Genomic DNA, 20,033 nt, shown 5'->3' with positions numbered 1-20,033 from the left:
TGCCACGCTAGTTCTTCTGGTGCGATTCGGCGTTCTGCGCGCCCGCCGAGGTCGCCTCACCGTGAGGAGCCGGCTGGACCGGCGGTGCGCTCAGAACGGGCGCGGGCTCGGCCTGCGGTGCCTGTGGAGCGACGTAGGGCTGCGCAACCGGCTGCTGAGCCGGCGCCTGCTGAACGGGGGCCTGCTGCGCGGTCGGCTGCTGCGTGGGCACCTGCGCGTCGGCGGCAGCGGCGTGGTCGCCATCGACCTTGTCGCTCTTCACCTCGTTCTTAAAGATTTTGAGGGACTGCCCGACGCTCTTGGCGAGGCCCGGAAGCTTCGGAGCACCGAACAAAAGCAATACGAGGAAGACGATGGCGAGGAGGTGCCATCCGGTCAGGTTGCCGAAAATACCCATGATTCGTTCCTTGACTGTCGAAGTTCGTTCCAGTCTAACCCGCGGCGCCCGCGACCGCCCGATTCTGCGCAGTCTCTCGGTGAGCGGTCGCAGCACTTTACGAGACTGAGGATGCCTCGCCATAGCGCTCGAGCGCCTGCCTCGACCATTCGGCCACCGCATCCCGCGCCTCGTCGGGCTCGAGCACCTGTACCACCCCCGGCAGGCTCGCCACCAGGCGCTTGAGGCCGTGGTAGTGCGCCAACCGCAGCTCGACGCGCACACGGGAGCCGTGCGGCACCGGCTGCGTGTCGGGTGCGATGTACTCGGCAATGAGCGGCACCGAGTCGGCCTCGACCTCGATCAACACGGCGAGGTCCTCGTCCGACCCTTCGAACAGCGTCTCGGGCAGCGCGACATCCGCGGGCGTCTTCGTGATCGGGATGTCCGTCGTGCGCAGTTCGGACAACCGGTCGAGCCGGAACGTGCGCACGCCCCGTCGCGCGTGATCCCAGCCGCGCACGTACCAGTCCTCGTCGACGGATTCGATGCGCAGCGGGTCGACCGAGCGCACCTCTCGTTCGCCGCGCGAGTTGAGGTAGACGAACTCGATTCGTCGGCCGTCGGTAAGGGCGGCGCGGATCTCGTCGAGCGAGGAGTCGACCACGGCGCGGCCGACCAGCACCTCGCTCGGCACGCCCGAGGCGCCGCGCGACAGCTTGAGCAGCAGCGAATCGAGCACGGCGCGATCGTTCTGACCCGGCAGGGCCGACAGGTATTGCAGGCCCGCGATCAGCGCGGCGGCCTCGCGCGCCGAGAACCGGGGCGAGTCGTCGATGGCGACCTGGTGGGTGAGCGCGATCTCGTCGTGCTCCTCGAAGGCCGTCCAATCGATGTCGAAGAGGTCTTCGTGTTGGTAGGACGTGGTCTCGCCGGGCACGCCCGACACCGCGATCAGGCGCACGGACTGGCGGATCTGCTCGGCGGGCACGCCGAAGTGCGCCGCGGCATCCGCCACGCTCACGCGCTCGATGTCCATCAGGTAGGGAACGAACGACAGCAGGAAGGCGAGTTTGTCTCGGGCCTGCGGGGCCGGGGTTCTAGATGCCATGACGGCCTCCCTCGGTGGGTGCGTGAGCCTCGAGCGTGCGGCGGTGCCGCGCGATGACGCCCGCCCGCAGTCGCTCGGGCGACACGGCCTCGGCCTCGGGCCCATAGCCCGCGAGCTCGTCGGCGAGCAGGTCGACGTCCGTGTAATGCAGCTCGATCGTGGACCCGCCGGCATCCGCATTCGCATCGGTACCTGCATCGACACGGGTGCCGCGTTTGCCGAGTCGGGCCTCGGCGTCGCTGCCCGGGGTCACGCGCACGCGTGCCACGTTCGCCTGCCAGAGGGCGTCGAGTTCGTCGAGCGCGCGTTCGGCCAACCCGGTCTCGGCCGGCGCCTCGAACGTGCGGTTCTTCACCTTCACCACGCCGACGATGCGCGAGAGCAGGAACGTGCGGCGGTCTTCCACGCCCTCGTCGTAGGCCGACAGATGCCAGCGGCCGCGATACTGCACGAGCGCGAGCGGATGCACGGTGCGCAGGCGCGGCGCGCTCCCCCCGGGTTTGACGTAGACGAACGTTACCACCTGGTGCCGGTCGAGCGCCGTGCGCAGGGGGTCGAAGGCGTTCTCACGGGTACGCACGCGCGGCGCATAGCCGATCACGGGTTCGGTCGACTCGATGCCGAGCGACCGGAGCTTGAGAATCGCGCGCTGCGACTCCCCCGACAGCGAACCCTGGCGCCAGACGGTCGCCGCGAGCGACAGCATCGCGATCTCGGCCGACGAGAACGTGATGTCGGCCGGCAGATCGTAGGCGCCCTTGGGGATCAGGTAGCGCAACAACTGGTTGTTGCCCGAACTCTCGGGGGCCTCGATCGTCTCGAGCGGGATGCCGAGCTCGCGGATGTCGTCTTTATCGCGCTCGAATTGACGCTCGAGGCTCGTGTTGTCCCCGCCGACGACGAACTTCTGCCGGTACCCCTGCACCGTGGACAAGACCTCGGTCTTCGTGAGGCCCTGCTCGGTGGCGAGCAGCGCGAGCACGAGCGAGAACAGGCGCTCCTCGACCGCGATGCGCGGTGAGGCGGAACGTTCTGCCACGGACGTCTCCCCGCTGATTGCTTTCGGTGTTACTGGATGCCCAGGATGTCGATGACCCAGACAGTGGTCGAGTCGCTCTGCGCGCCCTCGGCCGGCGGCAGGATGAGGAGCACCTGCGAGCCGACGGTCTGGCCCACGAGGGCATCCTGGATGCCGGCCTGCAGCTGTGCGACGGGCAGCGGCTGAGCGCCACCCTCCGACGTCCACGTCGACTGCGTGACCTCGCGGGTCTTCCAGTCGGCGATGAGCGCCTGCACATAGATCGTCGAATCCTTCGTGACCTTGGCGCCGTCACCCTTCTTCAGGGCGACGAACTTCAGATCCCTGGGCGGGTCGGACTTCGGGATGGTGAGGCCCGGCACGCCGTTCTCGTCGGTGACGACGGTCGGGAAGCCGGACTCCCAGACGTACTGGTCGGCGCCATCGGCCTTCGACAGGTACACATCCTGCACATCCATGACCGCGATGACGGAGTCTCCCGCGTTGACACCGGCGGCCGGGTTGCCCGCCTCGCCGAACGCCTCGGCCCCGGGGATGACGGCCACGACGCGCGAGCCGGCGACGGCGCAGTGCAGGGCATCGCGCATGCCGGGCAGCAGGTCCGACTGCGGGATGGAAGCGGCTTCACCCGTGAACCCGGTCGAGGTGACGGATGCGCCCGTCGTGCCGTTGTAGAGCGCGATGTCGAGCGTGATGAGCTGGTCGTTCGAGATGATGCGCTCACCATCGCCCGCGATCGCTGTGGACGCCTCGGTCTTCTTGGCGTCGAGCGGCGTCGGGAAGTCGACCTTCGGCGTCTTACCGAAGTCGCCCGAGGCCTGCACGAGACGAGAAGCGTCACCCGCGGGCGCGGCGGGCGTGCACGACGACCCTCCGGCCGGCGCGCAGCCTGTCAGCGCCACAGCGGCGAGTCCGGCGGTCGCGATCAGTGCGGGGACTTTGCGCACAATGCCTCGTTTCGGTGCAGAGAGTATCGGGGGTCGACGTCACGGCAGAGAGCGTGCCGCCTCGCATAGTTTAGTCGCGCGGGTCGTCGGGCGTGACCGCGTCCACGCCGCGCGAACGCGACAGATCAGCGGATGTCCGGGCGGCTCGCACGCGCTTGCGCAGGCTCTTGGCGCTCACGTTGCGTTCGCCGAGCGCACCGGGCGTCCAGATCTCGACATCCTCGTCGCTGAAGTCGGTCTTCGAGGGGCGGCGCTTGAGCTCGGGCAGCACCGCGCCGTCGGCCAGCTTGCGGGCCGTGATGAGGAAACCGGTGTGCCCGATCATGCGGTGCTCGGGGCGCACGGCGAGACCCTCGACGTGCCAGCCGCGCACCATCGTCTCGCTCGAGATCGGGTTGGTGAACCGCGCGGTGTCGCGCAGCGCCTCGGCCACGCGGGACAGCTGCGTCACGGTGGCGACGTAGCAGAGGATGACTCCGCCGGGCTTCATGGCGTCGGCCGCCTCGCCGATGCACTCCCAGGGGGCGAGCATGTCGAGCACGACGCGATCGACCGAACCGGGCTTCTGCGTGAGCGGCAGCTGCTCCTGCAGGTCGCCGACCGTGATGGTCCAGTTGGTGGGGTCGTCGCCGAAGAACGTGGCCACGTTGTCGCGCGCCACATCGGCGAACTCGTCACGGCGCTCATAGGAGGAGAGCGTGCCGGTGGGGCCGATGGCGCGCAGCAGCCACAGCGAGAGCGCGCCCGATCCGACGCCGGCCTCGACGACGGATGCGCCGGGGAAGATGTCGGCCTGCGCGATGATCTGCGCGGCATCCTTCGGGTAGATGATGGCGGCGCCGCGGGGCATCGACATGACGAAGTCGACGAGCAGGGGGCGCAGGGCGAGGTATTCGATGCCGACCGTGTTGGTGATGACGCTGCCGTCGGGCAGGCCGATGATGTCGTCGTGCTTCACGGCGCCGCGGTGCGTGTGGAACTCTTTGCCGGGCTCGAGCGTGATGGTGTTCATCTTGCCCTTGGGGCCCGTGAGCTGCACGCGGTCACCGGGAACGAACGGTCCGCTCGGCTGTGGGCTGTAGCGGGGGGCTTCGGCCGCAGGGTCGGTGTGGGTCATCGGTGGTCCTATCGGCTGGTGGTCGTGGTGCGGGCGGCGCGGTGCGCCTCGAGGATGCCGCTCAGTTCGGCGAGCGTGGCACCCGCGAGTGTGTCGCGCGACGTGAAGTCGGGGCGCGGGGCCACGGGCACGGCGTGCGGCACGCCGATGGTCGCGGCACCGGAGGCGACGGCCGACGCGATGCCCGGCTCGGAGTCCTCGATGGCGACGCAGTCGAGGATGTCGACCCCCAACAGGCGCGCGGCCTTCAGGTAGGGCTCGGGGTGTGGCTTGGCGTTCTCGACCTCTTCGCCCGAGACCACGAGGTCGAAGGCGTCGAACGGGATGAGCGACGCGACCTTCTCGGCCATGGGGCGGATCGACATGGTGACGAGGGCCGTCGGCACACCCGCCTCCTTCAGCTCGGCCAGCAGCTCGCGGGCGCCTGGCTGGAACGGCACGCCGTCGCTCTCGAGCTGCTCGATGACCTTCGACGTGAGCGTCGAGACGATCTCGTCGGCCGACAGGTCCACGCCGCGGTCCTGCAAGATCTGCGCGCTGTCCCACAGACCCTTGCCGACGAGCGTGAGGCCGTCGGCGTCGGTCCATGTTCCGCCGTAGGAGGACACGAGAACCTTCTCGGCCGACATCCAATAGGGCTCGGTGTCGACGAGGGTTCCATCCATGTCCCAGAGAACGGCGGCAGGCAGAGAAGTAGTCACGGGGTTCAATGCTACTGGGTTCTGCGAACGGCCTATTGTGGAGGGAGCGTCGGGGCGACCCGCGCGGGATTGCTGGAGGAGACAAACGCCTATGGGGATGCTGAACGGCCGACTGCTCGTGGTCGCTTTCGAGGGCTGGAACGACGCCGGAGAGGCGGCGACCGGTGCCGTGAAAACGCTCAAGGAGCAGCTCGAACTCTCCCCCATCACCGAGGTCGATCCCGAGCTCTACTACGACTACCAGTTCAACCGCCCCGTCATCACCTCGAACGACGACGGTTCGCGCGGGCTCGAATGGCCGGGCGCCGTGCTCTACGGCCCCGAGAACCCCGCGCTCTCCGACAGCGAGCTGCTGGCCGACGACGCCGAGATGCAGATCTCGGGCGACAACGGCAACAACGTGTACCTGCTCATCGGCACCGAGCCGTCCCGCAGTTGGAAGGCCTTCGCGGCCGAGATCATCGACGCGGCGCTGGCTGCGGATGTCTCGGCGATCGTGTTCCTCGGATCGATGCTCGCCGATGTGCCCCACACCCGGCCGATCTCGGTGTTCCTGTCGAGCGAGAACGCCGACATCCGCCGCGAGCTCGACATCGAGCGAAGCACCTACGAGGGCCCCGTCGGCATCCTCAGCGTGCTCGGCGAGGCGGCCGAGTCCACGGGCATCGCCACGGTGTCGCTCTGGGCATCGGTCCCCCACTACGTGCAGAACGCGCCGTCGCCCAAGGCCATGCTCGCGCTCATCGACAAGCTCGAAGAGATCGTGGATGTCGTGATCCCCCGCGGTTCGCTCATGGACGACGCGCGCGACTGGGAGACCGGCATCGACGTGCTGGCCGGCGAAGACGACGACATGGCCGCCTACATCCGCGGGCTCGAGCAGGCGCGCGACACGGTCGAGTCCCCCGAGGCCTCCGGTGAGGCGATCGCGCGCGAGTTCGAGCAATACCTGCGCAAGTCGGATGATCGCGCCGACGTGCGCGACAACAAGGCCGGGCAGCGAGCCGACGGTCCCGCGCGCGACAAGCCCACGGGCGGTGCCACGCCTCCTGCCGACGGCGAGAGCGACGGCGTCGGCGACGTCAAGATCGGTGATGCGTCTGTCCCGGAGGATGCTGCTCCCGCAGGGAACGCTGATGCAGCCGCGGGCCGGGGCGAGGATGCGCCGACCGCTACAGAGCCGCCCTCGGCAAACGGCGACGATGTATCGGCCGATGAGTCCGCCGCGGACGCGGAGCCGGGCGAAACGACGAACACTCGCGGCGATGACGACGAAGAAACGCCGTAACGCGCTGCTTTTACTTTCCGGACCCCGGGTCTGCTGGCGGCGCTTCTAGGCGATGAGCCCGGCGCCCACCGTGGCGGGCACGTTGGCGCGCTCGAGTGAGACGCCGAGAAGGGCGTCGGAGGCGCGGGCAGCGAGAGAAACGACGGCATCCTCGCCGCTGTCGAAGAGCGCGTCGAGAATCGTGAGTGCCGACGGCGTGTCGAGGTCACCCGCGAGGGCGTGTCGCAGCGGGGCCAGCAGTTCGATGGCGCGGGACTCGTCGAGCGAATCGGCCGAGGTGGCGCGCGAGCGTCGGGCTGCCGACATCCAGGACAGCAGGCGCTGCGAGGCGGCGGACAGGGCCGCATCGGTCCACTCCCAGTCGCTGCGGTAGTGGTGCGCGAGGATCGTCAGGCGAATGGCTCGGGGGTCGACGCCGGCGGCGCGCAGTTTGGAGACGAGCACGAGGTTGCCGAGCGATTTTGACATCTTCTCGCCCTCGTAGGCGACCATGCCGGCGTGGGCGAAAACGCGCGCGAGCGGATGGCCCGACAGCACGGCCGCGTGACCGGCGCTCAGGTCGTGGTGCGGGAACACGAGGTCGCTGCCGCCGCCCTGCACCGTGAAGTCCGCGCCGAGCGCGTCGAGCGCGATGACCGAACACTCGATGTGCCAGCCGGGTCGCCCCTCGCCCACGGCCGTCGACCAGGTCGGTTCGCCCTCGCGGTGGGCGCGCCACAGCAGCGGGTCGAGCGTGTGGCGCTTGCCGGGGCGGTCGGGGTCGCCGCCGCGCTCGGCGAAGAAACGCTCCATCGTGGCGAGGTCGAGGTTCGTCTCCTGTCCGAGGTGCCACGGCGACAGTTCAGCCGCCTTCTGCGTGTCGAAGTAGATGTCGTCGCCGGTGGAGCTGTCGGGCGTGTCGACGCGGTACGCCGCACCCTTCTCGAGGAGGGTCTGCACGGCATCCGCGATGGGCTCGATGACCTCGGTGACCGCCACGTAGTCGTCGGGCGGCAGGATGCCGAGGCTCGCCATATCGGAGCGGAACAGGTCGACCTGCTCCGCGGCCAGGTCGCGCCAGTCGACGTTCGTGGCGGCGGCGCGCTCGAGCAGCGGGTCGTCGACGTCGGTCACGTTCTGGGCGTAGTGCACCTCGAGGCCGGCGTCGAGCCACACGCGCTGCAGCGTGTCGAAGGCCAGATAGGTGGAGGCGTGGCCCATGTGGGTGGCGTCGTAGGGCGTGATGCCGCAGACGTAGAGCCGCGCCACATCACCCGTGTGCGCCCAGACGAGTTCGCCGCTGGCCGTGTCGAAGAGACACGGGGCTTCGGAGGTGCCGGGCAGGACGGGAACGGTGGGACGACGCCAAGATTTCACTGCTCAAGCCTACGCCCGCGACATCCGACCCGCCGACGGGCAGCGGCGACTAGGCCGTGATGACGCCCGTGCCGAGCAGGATCATGAGCGCGGCGCCGAGGGCGATGCGGTAGATCACGAACGGCAGGAAGCTGCGCTTCGAGATGTAGCTCATGAAGAACGCGATGACGACGAGGCCCACGCCGAACGCGATGACCGTGGCCACGAGCGTCTCGAGCGGCCCGAAGACGTCGGGCGTGCAGTTGGTGGCACCCTCGAGGCAGGGCTTGGCGATGCTCTTGTAGACCTGGTAGAAACCCGAGCCCAGAACGGCCGGGATGGCGAGCAGGAACGCGTAGCGGGCCGCCGCGGCGCGCTCGTAGCCCATGAACAGACCGGCCGTGATGGTGCCGCCCGAGCGCGAGACGCCCGGGATGACGGCGAGGGCCTGGGCGAAACCGTAGACGACGCCGTGGCCGTAGGTGAGGTCTTTCAGCTTGCGCTTCTTGGCACCCACATAGTCGGCGATGCCGAGCAGCACACCGAACACGATGAGCATGGTCGCGGTGATCCAGAGCGAGCGCAGGCTCGTCTCGATGGCGTCCTGGAAGAACAGACCGATGACGACGATGGGGATCGAGCCGATGATGATCAGCCATCCCATGCGCGCGTCGGGGTCGGACCGCGGGATCTTGCCGAACAGCGCCTTGAACCATGCCCCGATGATGCGGGTGATGTCACGCCAGAAGAAGATCACGACCGCCAGCTCGGTGCCGATCTGCGTGATGGCGGTGAACCGCGCACCCGGGTCGCGCCCGTCGAGCAGGAACTCCCCCACGATGCTGAGGTGCGCGCTCGACGAGATGGGCAGGAATTCGGTCAAACCCTGGACGAAGCCCAGGATGATGGCGTTCAGGAAATCCACGTTCGGCAAGCTCCAGGGTGGCTCAGTAGGTCAGGAGCAGGTCGGTCAAAACCTGCCTGCCAAACACTAGCGCGTCGAGCGGCACGCGCTCGTCAACGCCGTGGAACATGCCGGGGAAGTCCATGTCGGCCGGCAGTTTGAGCGGCGCGAAGCCGTAACCCGTGATGCCGAGCAGGCTGAGCGCCTTGTTGTCGGTGCCGCCCGAGAGCATGTAGGGCAAGACGGGGGCACCCGGGTCGTGCTTGCCGAGCGACGACGTCACGGCCTCGATAAGGGGGCCCGAGAACTCGTTCTCGAGGCCGATATCGCGGTGCATGGTGACGATCTCGATGTCGGGCCCGATGAGCTCGCGGATCTCGGCCAGCACCTGCTCCTCGTCCCCCGGCAGGCAACGGATGTCGACGAGCGCCTCGGCCGTGTCGGGGATCACGTTGTGCTTGTACCCGGCGTTCAGGAGCGTCGGGTTGCTGGTCGTGCGGAGCGACGCCTGCACGAAACCCGAGGCGGTGCCCGTTGCGAGAGCCAGTTCGTCGGGGCCGACACGCTGCGGGTCGACACCCAGGATGCGCGCCACCTCGTTCAGCAACTGCGACGTGGTCTCGTTGAGCTTGATCGGCCACTCGCGGCGACCGATCTTGGCGATCGCCTCGGCCAGCGCCGTGATGGCGTTGTCGGGCACCAGGCGCGAACCGTGCGCCGCGCGACCCCGGGCGATGAGCTTGATCCAGATGAGGGCCTTCTCGCCCGTCTGCAGCAGGTAGGCGCGTTTGCCGTCCATGGTGATCGAATAGCCGCCCACCTCGCTGATGGCCTCGGTGGCGCCCTCGAACAGGTGCGCGTGGTTCTCGACCATGTAGTGCGATCCGAAGACGCCGCCGTTCTCCTCGTCCGAGAAGAAGGCGACGACAAGGTCGCGCTCGGGCTGGCGGCCAGAACCGAGGATGTCTTCGAGCGACGCCATGATCATGGCATCCATGTTCTTCATGTCGACGGCGCCGCGGCCCCACAGCAGGCCGTCCTTGATGTCGCCCGAGAACGGGTCGACGGTCCAGTTCGCCGGATCGGCCGGCACGACGTCGGTGTGGCCGTGCACCACCAGGGCGCCCTTCGAGCTGTCGCGTCCCTTCACGCGGGCGATCACGCTCGTGCGGCCGGGAGCCGCGTCGTGCATCTCGGGCTTCAGGCCCGCTGTGGTGAGCAAGTCTTCGAGGTATTCGGCGGCAACGGTCTCGCCGTTGGACTTTCCCCCGCCATAGTTCGTGGTGTCGAATCGGATCAAATCTCGTGCAATAACCGCCGTGCGGTCGAGATTTGCGTCGCTCTCAGGGGTTTCGTTTGCCGCATCCGTCATGACTCAACGCTATCGCGGCTGGAGAAGGTGTGCAGCGTGTAAACGCACCCCAAATCCGTGCTATCGTCTTATCTCGGCGCCGGAAACACATCGGAGCCGATCGAAATGCGCGGGTGGCGGAAATGGCAGACGCGCTAGCTTGAGGTGCTAGTGCCCGAAAGGGCGTGGGGGTTCAAGTCCCCCTTCGCGCACGATCGAAAAAGCGGCTGGAATTTATTCCAGCCGCTTTTTCTATGTGTCCATGGTTCGCCCGTTGGGCGACACGTCTATGGTTCGCCCGTGGGGCGACACGTCTATGGTTCGCCCGTGGGGCGACACGTCTATGGTTCGCCCGTGGGGCGACACGATCTTTGCTCAGTGGTGGTTGAGGCGTTTGCGCAGATAGTCGATGCGCGCCTGCAGCTGGGTGACGCTGGCCTGGGGCACCGCGGGGCCGCCGCAGGCGCGACGCAGCTCGGCGTGCACGAGGCCGTGGGGCTCGCCCGTGTTCTTGGCCCAGAGGCCCACGAGGCTGTTCAGCAGGCTGCGCTGCTCCTTCAGGGTGCGATAGAGCGGCGGTGGGATATCGGAGCCTCCACCGGCCGCCGAGTCGCCGCCCGCAGCATCCGAGACGCCCGTCTTGCGACGGGTCGACTGACGCTTTGCCTGACGCGCCTGCCGCTGCTGCAGCAACTCGTGCACCTGCTCGGGTTCGAGCAAGCCGGGCAGTCCGATGAAGTCGAGCTCTTCGTCGGTGTCGGGCTGGGCCAGCGTGCCGAACTCGGCGCCCTCATAGACGACACGGTCGAACGTGGCCTCCGACGACAGGGCCTCATAGCTGAACTCGCTGGTCAGCGAATCCGAGGCCTTCTCCTCGCGGTTCGCGGCCGCGACCATGGCGTCTTCCGGGTTGTAGAGGTCGCCCTCCTCGCCCTCCTTGGTGGGGCGGTCGAGGGCATGGTCGCGCTCGAGCTCCATGGTGTTGGCCAGCGCCATCAGGTTGGGCACGTTGGGCAAGAAGATGGATGCGGTCTCACCGCGTCGTCGCGCCCGCACGAAGCGCCCGATGGCCTGCGCGAAGAACAGCGGCGTCGAGGACGAGGTCGCATAGACGCCGACCGACAGCCGGGGAACGTCGACACCCTCGGACACCATGCGCACGGCCACCATCCACCGCGACGTGCCGCTCGAGAACTCGTCGATGCGGTCGGACGCTTCCTTCTCATCGGACAGCACGACCGTGGGGTACTCCCCCGTGATCTCTTTCAGGATGGCGGCGTAGGCGCGCGCGGCGACGTGGTCGGTGGCGATGACGAGGCCACCGGCATCCGGAATCTGCTGACGCACCTCGCTCAGCCGGCGGTCGGCCGAGCGCAACACCGCGGGGATCCACTCGCCCTCGGGGTTCAGGGCCGTGCGCCAGGCCTGTCCCGTGATGTCTTTGGTGTTGCCCTCGCCGAGCCGGGCCTCCATCTCGTCGCCCGCCTTGGTGCGCCAGCGCATGTGGCCGGCATAGACCATGAAGAGCACGGGGCGCACGACGCCGTCCTTGAGCGCGCGACCGTAACCGTAGTTGTAGTCGGTCTGCGACGTGCGGATGCCCTTCTCGTCGGGCGCGTAGGTGACGAACGGGATCGGCGCCGTGTCGCTGCGGAACGGCGTTCCCGTGAGCAGCAGGCGCCGCGTGGCGGGCTCGAACGCTTCACGGATGGCATCGCCCCAGCTGAGCGCGTCGCCACCGTGGTGCACCTCGTCGAGGATGACGAGTGTGCGCCGCGACTCGGTGATGGTGCGGTGCAGCGCCGCGCGCACGGCGACCTGCGCGTAGGTGACGGCGACGCCGTGGTAGTGCCGCCCGTAGGTGCCCGCGGCATTAGAGAACATGGGGTCGAGGCGGATGCCGGCCCGGTGCGCCGCATCGGCCCACTGACGTTTCAGGTGCTCGGTCGGGGCGACGACCGTGATGCGGTCGATGGCCCGGCGCGCCAACAGCTCGGCGGCGAGCCGCAGCGCGAAGGTCGTCTTTCCGGCGCCGGGGGTGGCGGCCGCGAGGAAGTCGCGCGGCTCGGACACGAAGTAGGCCTCGAGCGCTTCGGCCTGCCAGGCCCGCAGCTTGGAGGCGGTGCCCCAGGCGGCCCGCTCGGGGAACGCGGGCGAGAGGTGTTCGGCAGCCGAGGTGCCGAGGCCCGGCCCCTCTGATCCACTCATCGACAACTCTGCGCTCACTAGACGAAATCCTACCCGAGGCCCACCGACATTGGAGTGCCGGCGGCGCGTCGTCGGCGGCGCAGCGAGACATCCCGGGGCGCGACATCCGGGCTGCGCCCGGCACTTGACGGCCCATTGCGGGGGAAGAGTACGCTCGCAGAGGGGTTTCGTTTCACACCCCTCGGACACAGAAGACCGTCTGCCTCCCGGCACGCCGGTGGTGGGACGGTCTGAGGAGGAAGATTTTGGCGGTTCAGAAGCATCCGTGGTCGCGCTATGTGGCGATCGGCGATTCGTTCACCGAGGGGCTCGGCGACCCCGAGCCGTCGGTTCCGGGCGGCAACCGCGGGTGGGCCGACCGGGTCGCCGAGGTGCTGAGCCGTGGCACCGACGACTTCGCCTACGCCAACCTCGCCGTGCGCGGCAAGCTCATCCAGCAGATCATGGACGACCAGATCGAGCCCGCCCTCGAATTGCGCCCCGACCTGATCACGATCTCGGCCGGTGGCAACGACGTCATCCGCCCGGGCAGCGATCCCGACGCCATCTCGGCCAAGTTCGAGACCGTCATCCAGCGGCTGCAGCGCGACGGCGCCACCATCGTGATCTTCACGGGTGTCGACGTGGGCTTCGCTCCCGTGTTCCGCGGCATCCGCGGCAAGGTGGCCATCTACAACGAGAACCTGCGCGCGATCGCCAAACGTTACGACCTCGTGGTGGTCGACCAGTGGGCGGCCAACGACCTGCAAGACTCCCGATTCTGGTCGGTCGACCGGCTGCACATGAACCCGCTCGGCCACCACACGGTCGCGCGGCTCGTGCTCGAGGCCCTCGCCGTGGACAACGACCTCGAGCCGCTGAAGCCCGAGCCGCTGCCCGCCGCGAGCTGGCGGCACGCGCGCGCCGAAGACCTGGCCTGGGCGCGCGAATACTTCGTGCCGTGGGTGATCCGCCGCATCCGGCACCAGTCCTCCGGTGACTACATTTCCGCCAAACGCCCGCTCGCTGAGAAGTACAGTCGCCTCGACGCCGAGATGGAGATCGACGAAGAGATCGAGGCCGCGGCCCGCGCCGAGGCCGCCGACGCCGAGCGATCGAAGAACGCCCTCGACGGCAACGAGCACGCCCTCGCCGACGCGCAGCAGACCATCGAGAAGGCCGTCGACGTTCCCGTCGAAGAGGTCACGCGCCTCGACTGAGCGCTCGGCACCCGTCGCTCAGGGCTGCGGGTGCGCCATACGCCAGGCCGTATCGGGCTCCTCGAGCGCCGTCTTGGTGGTGAGTGGGTAGTCGGTCTTCTGCTCCCCCACCGTGATGGTCAGCGTGCCCACGTTCTCGCCCGCCTCGGCAGACGTCAGGCGACGTGCCGTGGTGGTGAGGGTGATGGGTGTGTTCTGCCACACGATCGCGGTGGCCTGAGCATCCGACACGAGGGATGTCTCGGCACCCCACGGCGTGGAATAGCTCCCGTACTCCTGCCCCGGCGTGGCGAGCGTCACCGAGTGGAACGCCGAGTTCACGGTGCCGAGCAACGTGAGGATGGACTCGTTCAGCACCTTGTGGTTCGGGGCTCCGAGGATCACGCCGACGACCGTGACGGTGCTGTCGCCCACGGGCATCTCGGCGGCGAAGAGCAGGCACGCACCGGCCTCGGGCGTCGTGCCGGTCTTGAGGCCGATGACACCGTTCAGCCCGAGCAGCTTGTTCGTGTTCGAGACCTGCCCGATGCTCGGCAGCACGGCATCCTTCTCTTTCACGACCGAGGCGAGCACCGGGTTGGCGAGCACGAGCTTGCCGATCTCGACGAGGTTCGCGGGCGACGACACGCTCTTCGGCGACAGTCCGCTCGAATCGGCCAGGTAGGTGTCGGTGAGACCCTTCGCCGTCAGCCAGTTGTTGGCGGCCACGAGGAACGCGTCGAGCGAGCCGTAGGCCCAGTCGGCCAGCATGATGCTGTAGTTGTTGGCGCTCGGCAGCATGAGCGCCTCGAGCATCTGGCGCTGGGTAAGCGTGGCGCCCACGACGACCCGCGCGCTCGACCCATTCTGCGCGATGACCTGGTTGTAGATCTCGACGTCCGCGTCGGTCAGCGTGATCGAGGGCCCCTGCTCGCCGTCGGCGATGGGCATCTTGTCGAGCACGACGAGCGCGGTCACGGTCTTGGTCACGCTCGCGATCGGAACGCGGCCCTGATCGCCGTGCTCGGCCAGCACGCCGTCATATCCGACGGCCCCCACGGCCCCGCGCCCGAACGTCGGCCACGTGAGCGGCTGGGCGGCTTGCGTGAGCTCGGGCGTGGCGGTGAGCTGAGCGGATGTCGCGGGCAACGGCTTCGCGAGCACGCTCCCCCCGGCGAGGAACACCTGCGCGATAAGCAGCACGATGGCCAGGATGGTGACGCGACCCCGGGCGTTCATGCGCCCACCCGCAGGGACCAGAGAGCGACGGCGCTGGCCGAGGCCACGTTGAGCGAGTCGACGCCGTGCAGCATCGGAATCATGACGGTGGTGTCGGCGGCCTCGAGCGCGGCGCTGCTGAGACCGTCACCCTCGGCACCGAGCGCGAGCGCGACGCGCTCGGGCGGCGTGTGGCTGAAGGCATCCAGCGTGACGGCCTTGTCGTCGAGGGCGAGGGCCGCGATGTGGAAGCCCTCCTCGTGCAGGATGGCCTGGGCCTCGGGCCACTCGGGCATGCGCGTCCACGGCACCTGCAGGACGGTGCCCATGCTCACGCGCACGCTGCGGCGGTAGAGCGGGTCGGCGCAGCGCGGGCTGACGAGCACGGCGTCGGCGCCAAGGCCCGCGACCGAGCGGAAGATGGCGCCCACGTTGGTGTGGTCGACGATGTCCTCGAGCAGCACGATGCGACGGGCTCCGCGGATGAGGGAGCGCATGTCCGGCATCTCGGGGCGGTGCATGGCGGCCAGGGCACCGCGGTGCAGGTGATAGCCGGTGAGGGACTCGAGCGTCGCGGCATCCCCCACGTAGACGGGCACGTCGGGGAAGGCGTCGAGCAGTGGCGCGACATCTTTCACCCACTGCTCTTGCAGCAACACCGAGCGCGGTCGGTGGCCGGCGGCGAGGGCCCGCGTGATGACCTTGGTCGACTCGGCGATGTAGAGCCCGCCCTCGGGTTCTGACACGCGGCGGAGCGCCACATCGGTGAGTCGGGAGTAGTCGGCGAGACCCTCGGTGTCGAGGCTCTCGATGGGGATCAAACGCACGCGCGCTACCTTACTTGTCGGGTGAGGGGCCGGGCGGATCCGGCGGTATTGTGGAGGACGAAACCCCGTCGCTGACTCCATCATGTCAGGGGCGAGCGTGAGGAGGCTTCATGACCGTGCTGACCCAGGCGGGCGATGGCGACCGGTCGACGGCCGAGCGCATCGACGAGGCCACCGAGATCCTGCGCGGCCGACGTTTCGCCGTGCTGACCGGCGCGGGCGTGAGCACCGACTCGGGCATCCCCGACTATCGCGGCGCGGGTGCCCCGAAGCGCACCCCCATGACCGTGCAGCAATTCCTCTCGGATGATCTGTCCCGCAAGCGCTATTGGGCGGGCAGTCACCTCGGCTGGGCCATGTTCGACGCCGCCCGGCCCAACGACGGACACCGCACGCTCGCCGAGCTCGAGTCGCGCGGCCTCGTCTCGGGTGTCATCACGCAGAACGTCGACGGCCTGCACCTGCGCGCCGGATCGCGCCGCGTCGTCGACCTGCACGGCTCGATGGACCGCGTCCTCTGCCTCGACTGCGGCCAGAGCTTCGCCCGTCCCGATATCGCCCACCGCATCGACGAGCTCAACCCGTGGCTGCAGAAACCCGAGTCTGTCTCGCTCAACCCCGACGGCGACGCCGAGGTCACCCACGTCGAGGACTTCGTCGTCCCGGCCTGCACCGTGTGCGGCGGCCGGCTGAAACCCGATGTCGTCTTCTTCGGCGAATTCATCCCGACCGAGAAATACGCCGAGGCGCGCGACCTGGTGCTCGGTTCGGACGCGCTCGTCATCGCGGGCTCCTCGCTCGTCGTCAACTCGGGCATCCGCCTGCTCGAGCAGGCCCGGCGCCGCAAACTCCCCATCGTCATCATCAACCGCGGTGTCACGAAGGGCGACCAGCGCGCCGCCGTCAAGGTCGACGCCGGCGCCACCGAAACCCTTCAGGTGCTCGCCGCTAGGCTGTAGCGGTGACTTCACTGACCCTCGTTCGCCACGGACAGACCGACTGGAACCTGCAACGCCGCATCCAGGGGCAGACCGATATCCCCCTCAACGACACGGGTCGCCGGCAGGCACGCCAGGCGGGCGACCTCCTGGCCGAGCGCCAGTGGGATGCCATCGCCGCCAGTCCCCTGTCGCGCGCCTACGAGACCGCCTCGATCATCTCCGCACGCATCGGCCTGCTCGACCCGCACCCGTTGCCCGGCCTTGTCGAGCGCCACCACGGGGCCATGGAGGGCATGACGAGCGACGAGCGGCGCGAAGCCTTCGCCGCGGGCGCCGAGGTGCCGGGGCTCGAGACGGATGCCATGATCATCGACCGCGTGCTGCCCGACCTGAGCGCCTTCGCGGCGCGTCACGAGGGCGAATCGGTGCTCGTCGTCACGCATGGCGGCGTCATCGGGTCGCTCGTCAAACACCTGTCGGGCGGCGAGCTGCCGGCCGCCGGTCAGCTGATCGCCAACGGGTCGTTCCACGACTTCAGCCTGGTCGATGGCGCGCTCGAGATCGTTGCCTTCAACGGCACGGCGGTCGACGAAGACCTGGTTCCGCAAGACGCCTGAGGCGCGCCGGCGCCTCAGCGCCCGAGGAAGTCCCGGATGAACTCGGCGGCCTCGCGCGGCGTCTCGTAGTGGATGAGGTGACCGACCTTCGGGATGATCTCGAGCCGGGCATCTGCGAACAGCTTCACGAGCTCGCGCTGGGCTGAAACCGAGGTGATGTCATCCTTCTCGGCCGCGATCAGCAGGGTGGGCTCGGCGATGCGCGCCGCATACTCGCTGACATCGTGGCTCACCGACGCCTGGAACGCCTGCATGAGCGTGTCCCGATCGGAGAACACGCTGAAGTAGCGGTCGTGCTGATCGTGCACGAACGCGCGCAGAGTCGGGTCCTTCGTCTTGACCATCGCGAGGCTCATGATCCTGACGATCAGCGGATTGCGCAGCAGCGCGAAGCCGGCCTTCGCGGGCAACGCCGACGCTGCCCAGTAATAGAACACCGCCAGTCTCGTCAGCACGCCGCGGGGTCCCTGCAGCGCCGGCGCGGCGATGGGGTTCACGAGGATGACGCGCGACGCCGACATGCCCGACGCCATCGCCGCGCTGACGACGATCGAGCCGAACGAGTGCCCCAGGATCACGGGACGCTCGGCGAACTCGAGCCGCGCCACGAACGACTGCAGCCACGACGCATACGCCTCGATAGTGTGCTCGCCGATCGGGAACGGGCCCGACTCGCCGAAGCCGGGAAGATCGGGGCTGATAATTCGATAGCCGGCCAGCTGGGCGACGACGGGTTCGAGCCCGTGGTGATCGCCGCGAAAACCGTGCACGAGGATGATCGTGCCGCTCTCGCCATCCCACTCGTCGACGTACTCCCAATAGCGTGTCGGGGCGCCGTTCACGGTGATCTCGGACGAGACGACGGTGAAACGGCCGAGCTGTTCGGCATAGGGAGAGGTGGCAGACATCCGCGCCAGTTTACGACGCCTTCCCGAGGATGCGTCGGCCCACGCTCGGGCGGAGCGCCACTCCGGCCCAAACCGGGCCCGAAACGCGCCCCCGCTGCCCGTGACCACCGCGCCTCTGGACATAGACTCGGACAGACCCGAACCACCGGGGTGACCCGCCCCGCCAACGCATCCAGCTTCTCTCCGATTGGATCCTCGTGACCTTCACCGCGCCCATCCAGCTGCCCGGCCTGCAACGAGACCCGCTCTGGTATCGCCGGGCCGTCTTCTACGAGGTCATGGTGCGGTCGTTCGTCGACTCGAACGGCGACGGCTCGGGCGACCTCGGCGGCCTCTCGTCGAAGCTCGACTACCTGCAGTGGCTCGGCATCGACGCGCTGTGGCTGCCGCCCTTCTTCACGTCTCCCCTGCGCGACGGTGGCTACGACGTGGCCGACTACTACTCGATCCTGCCCGAGTTCGGCACGCTCGACGAGTTCCGCGACCTCGTCACCAAGGCACACGAGCGCAACATGCGCATCATCATCGACATGCCCATGAACCACACGTCCGACCAGCACGACTGGTTCCAGCAGTCGCGGTCAGACCCCGACGGGCCCTACGGCGACTTCTATGTGTGGAGCGATACGGATGAGAAGTGGGAAGACATCCGCATCATCTTCACCGACACCGAAGACTCGAACTGGGCATTCGACCCCGAGCGCCGGCAGTTCTACTTCCACCGCTTCTTCTCGCACCAGCCCGACCTGAACTTCCGCAACCCGGCCGTGCACGACGCCATGTTCGACGCCGTACGGTTCTGGCTCGACCTGGGCGTCGACGGGTTCCGGCTCGACGCCATCCCCTACCTCTACGAGTCCGACGAGGGCAACGGCGAGGGCGAACCCGAGACGCACGAGTTCATCAAGAAGCTGCGCGCCATGGTCGACCTCGAATACCCGGGCCGCATCATGATCGCCGAGGCCAACCAGTGGCCGCGCGAGGTGGCCGCGTTCTTCGGCACCGACGAAGAGCCCGAATGCCACATGGCCTTCGACTTCCCCGTCATGCCGCGCATCTTCTACTCGCTGCGGTCACAGCAGGCCGAGGAGCTCGTGCGCGTGCTGGGTGAGACCACCGACGTGCCGTCGTGGGCTGGCTGGGGCGTGTTCCTGCGCAACCACGACGAGCTGACGCTCGAGATGGTGTCCGAGGACTACCGGCAGGCCATGTATGGCTGGTACGCCTACGACCCGCGCATGCGCGCCAACGTCGGCATCCGTCGTCGCCTCGCTCCCCTGGTGGACAACTCTCGAGCCGAGCTCGAACTCGCGCACGCCCTCCTGTTCTCCCTCCCCGGCGCGCCGTTCCTCTATTACGGCGACGAGATCGGCATGGGCGACAACATCTGGCTGCCCGACCGCGACTCGTCGCGCACGCCCATGCAGTGGACACCCGACCGCAACGCCGGGTTCTCGGCCGCCGACCCCGGCAAGCTGTTCCTGCCCGTCGTGCAGTCGCTCGTCTACAACTACGCGCTCGTCAACGTCGAGTCCCAGCTGGCCCAGTCGCGGTCGCTGCTGCACTGGATCCGCAACGTCATCCACATCCGCAAGGGGCACCCGGCCTTCGCGCTCGGCAAGATCAAGGTGCTGAAGACCGACCACGAGTCGGTGCTCGCGTTCATCCGCAGCTATGAGGGCTCCGGCACGCACTTCGGCGACCAGCCCGAAGACGTGCTGTGTGTCTTCAGCTTCTCGCACCACCCCGTCTCGGTGAAGATCGACGCGAGCGACCTGCAGAACGCGCGCCTCTACGACCTCTTCGGTGGCAACGAGTTCCCGCGCGTCGACGAGAACGGGCAGCTCACGCTGACCATCGGCACGCAGAGCTTCTACTGGCTGCACGTCGGCTACACCACCTACGTCTGAGTAGTCTCCAGGCGGTGCAGTCTCAAGGCGGCGCGGTCTCGGGGCGGGGCCGTCTCG

16 protein-coding genes, 1 tRNA gene and 2 pseudogenes are annotated in these 20,033 nt (G+C 68.2%); 6 read left to right on the top strand and 13 right to left on the bottom strand.

The annotated features are described in order from the left end of the window. Positions 1–7 precede the first annotated feature (7 nt). From ACUWEX_RS08215 to ACUWEX_RS08190, 6 genes are all read right to left on the bottom strand, one after another. Positions 8–397, bottom strand: coding sequence for a twin-arginine translocase TatA/TatE family subunit (locus tag ACUWEX_RS08215; RefSeq protein WP_445995906.1), 390 nt, complete (start codon positions 395–397; stop codon positions 8–10). 97 nt (positions 398–494) lie between these two features. Further along, a complete protein-coding gene (locus ACUWEX_RS08210) occupies positions 495–1,487 on the bottom strand; it encodes a helix-turn-helix transcriptional regulator (protein ID WP_445995905.1) in 993 nt (330 codons plus the stop codon). Next, the gene (locus ACUWEX_RS08205) at positions 1,477–2,526 is read right to left on the bottom strand and encodes a helix-turn-helix transcriptional regulator (protein ID WP_445995904.1); all 1,050 of its coding nucleotides are present in this window, start codon (positions 2,524–2,526) and stop codon (positions 1,477–1,479) included. Before ACUWEX_RS08205 ends, ACUWEX_RS08210 begins: the two co-directional genes overlap by 11 nt. A gap of 29 nt (positions 2,527–2,555) precedes the next feature. Continuing rightward, positions 2,556–3,473, bottom strand: coding sequence for a hypothetical protein (locus ACUWEX_RS08200; RefSeq protein WP_445995903.1), 918 nt, complete (start codon positions 3,471–3,473; stop codon positions 2,556–2,558). A 70-nt stretch (positions 3,474–3,543) separates the two neighbouring features. After that, positions 3,544–4,590 (bottom strand): tRNA (adenine-N1)-methyltransferase, encoded by a 1,047-nt coding sequence (locus ACUWEX_RS08195; protein ID WP_445995902.1) that lies wholly within the window; start codon positions 4,588–4,590, stop codon positions 3,544–3,546. Between the two features lie 8 nt (positions 4,591–4,598). Next, a complete protein-coding gene (locus tag ACUWEX_RS08190; RefSeq protein WP_234991012.1) occupies positions 4,599–5,291 on the bottom strand; it encodes an HAD family hydrolase in 693 nt (230 codons plus the stop codon). A gap of 91 nt (positions 5,292–5,382) precedes the next feature. Between ACUWEX_RS08190 and ACUWEX_RS08185 the strand changes: the two are divergent. Beyond that, a pseudogene (locus tag ACUWEX_RS08185) lies at positions 5,383–6,318 on the top strand (proteasome assembly chaperone family protein); the annotation flags it as partial. Positions 6,319–6,624: 306 nt separating this feature from the next. Here the strand turns inward: ACUWEX_RS08185 and mshC are convergent. From mshC to ACUWEX_RS08170, 3 genes are read right to left on the bottom strand one after another with little or no spacing between them, the layout of a single operon-like run. Beyond that, a complete protein-coding gene (gene mshC, locus ACUWEX_RS08180; protein ID WP_445995901.1) occupies positions 6,625–7,935 on the bottom strand; it encodes a cysteine--1-D-myo-inosityl 2-amino-2-deoxy-alpha-D-glucopyranoside ligase in 1,311 nt (436 codons plus the stop codon). A 49-nt stretch (positions 7,936–7,984) separates the two neighbouring features. Beyond that, the gene (locus ACUWEX_RS08175) at positions 7,985–8,839 is read right to left on the bottom strand and encodes an undecaprenyl-diphosphate phosphatase (RefSeq protein ID WP_445995900.1); all 855 of its coding nucleotides are present in this window, start codon (positions 8,837–8,839) and stop codon (positions 7,985–7,987) included. A 22-nt stretch (positions 8,840–8,861) separates the two neighbouring features. Continuing rightward, complete coding sequence (locus ACUWEX_RS08170; protein WP_445995899.1) at positions 8,862–10,190, bottom strand: M20/M25/M40 family metallo-hydrolase; 1,329 nt, start codon at positions 10,188–10,190, stop codon at positions 8,862–8,864. Positions 10,191–10,297: 107 nt separating this feature from the next. On the opposite strand from ACUWEX_RS08170, the gene ACUWEX_RS08165 reads away from it, so the two are divergent. Next, positions 10,298–10,381 (top strand) — tRNA-Leu (locus ACUWEX_RS08165). A 163-nt stretch (positions 10,382–10,544) separates the two neighbouring features. Here ACUWEX_RS08165 and ACUWEX_RS08160 read toward each other — a convergent pair. Then, a complete protein-coding gene (locus ACUWEX_RS08160; protein ID WP_077053912.1) occupies positions 10,545–12,377 on the bottom strand; it encodes a DEAD/DEAH box helicase in 1,833 nt (610 codons plus the stop codon). A 245-nt stretch (positions 12,378–12,622) separates the two neighbouring features. Here ACUWEX_RS08160 and ACUWEX_RS08155 point away from each other — a divergent pair. Next, positions 12,623–13,384 (top strand): annotated as a pseudogene (locus tag ACUWEX_RS08155) (SGNH/GDSL hydrolase family protein); the annotation flags it as partial. 210 nt (positions 13,385–13,594) lie between these two features. On the opposite strand, the gene ACUWEX_RS08150 reads toward ACUWEX_RS08155, so the two are convergent. Continuing rightward, positions 13,595–14,794 (bottom strand): D-alanyl-D-alanine carboxypeptidase family protein, encoded by a 1,200-nt coding sequence (locus tag ACUWEX_RS08150; RefSeq protein WP_445995898.1) that lies wholly within the window; start codon positions 14,792–14,794, stop codon positions 13,595–13,597. Continuing rightward, a complete protein-coding gene (locus ACUWEX_RS08145) occupies positions 14,791–15,600 on the bottom strand; it encodes a TrmH family RNA methyltransferase (RefSeq protein ID WP_445995897.1) in 810 nt (269 codons plus the stop codon). Before ACUWEX_RS08145 ends, ACUWEX_RS08150 begins: the two co-directional genes overlap by 4 nt. Before the next feature lie 110 nt (positions 15,601–15,710). Here ACUWEX_RS08145 and ACUWEX_RS08140 point away from each other — a divergent pair, with 110 nt between their 5' ends. Beyond that, positions 15,711–16,559 (top strand): Sir2 family NAD-dependent protein deacetylase, encoded by an 849-nt coding sequence (locus ACUWEX_RS08140; protein ID WP_079727622.1) that lies wholly within the window; start codon positions 15,711–15,713, stop codon positions 16,557–16,559. A gap of 2 nt (positions 16,560–16,561) precedes the next feature. Further along, positions 16,562–17,158 (top strand): histidine phosphatase family protein, encoded by a 597-nt coding sequence (locus tag ACUWEX_RS08135; RefSeq protein ID WP_079727621.1) that lies wholly within the window; start codon positions 16,562–16,564, stop codon positions 17,156–17,158. A gap of 14 nt (positions 17,159–17,172) precedes the next feature. Here ACUWEX_RS08135 and ACUWEX_RS08130 read toward each other — a convergent pair whose 3' ends face one another. Beyond that, complete coding sequence (locus tag ACUWEX_RS08130) at positions 17,173–18,066, bottom strand: alpha/beta fold hydrolase (protein ID WP_445995896.1); 894 nt, start codon at positions 18,064–18,066, stop codon at positions 17,173–17,175. Positions 18,067–18,263: 197 nt separating this feature from the next. Here ACUWEX_RS08130 and treS point away from each other — a divergent pair, with 197 nt between their 5' ends. Beyond that, complete coding sequence (gene treS / locus ACUWEX_RS08125) at positions 18,264–19,976, top strand: maltose alpha-D-glucosyltransferase (RefSeq protein WP_079727619.1); 1,713 nt, start codon at positions 18,264–18,266, stop codon at positions 19,974–19,976. The last annotated feature ends 57 nt before the right edge of the window (positions 19,977–20,033 follow it).

It is taken from the genome of Okibacterium fritillariae (assembly GCF_052783725.1).
Note: the sequence above shows the minus strand (reverse complement) of the source record. Positions and strands in the feature narration are given on the sequence as shown.

Coding starts and splice junctions, on each gene's coding strand:
- ACUWEX_RS08130 (WP_445995896.1), bottom strand. CDS start 18,066: ATGTCTGCCACCTCTCCCTATGCCGAACAGCTCGGCCGTTTCACCGTC.
- ACUWEX_RS08195 (WP_445995902.1), bottom strand. CDS start 4,590: ATGACCCACACCGACCCTGCGGCCGAAGCCCCCCGCTACAGCCCACAG.
- ACUWEX_RS08210 (WP_445995905.1), bottom strand. CDS start 1,487: ATGGCATCTAGAACCCCGGCCCCGCAGGCCCGAGACAAACTCGCCTTC.
- ACUWEX_RS08160 (WP_077053912.1), bottom strand. CDS start 12,377: ATGAGTGGATCAGAGGGGCCGGGCCTCGGCACCTCGGCTGCCGAACAC.
- ACUWEX_RS08140 (WP_079727622.1), top strand. CDS start 15,711: ATGACCGTGCTGACCCAGGCGGGCGATGGCGACCGGTCGACGGCCGAG.
- ACUWEX_RS08150 (WP_445995898.1), bottom strand. CDS start 14,794: ATGAACGCCCGGGGTCGCGTCACCATCCTGGCCATCGTGCTGCTTATC.
- ACUWEX_RS08215 (WP_445995906.1), bottom strand. CDS start 397: ATGGGTATTTTCGGCAACCTGACCGGATGGCACCTCCTCGCCATCGTC.
- ACUWEX_RS08170 (WP_445995899.1), bottom strand. CDS start 10,190: ATGACGGATGCGGCAAACGAAACCCCTGAGAGCGACGCAAATCTCGAC.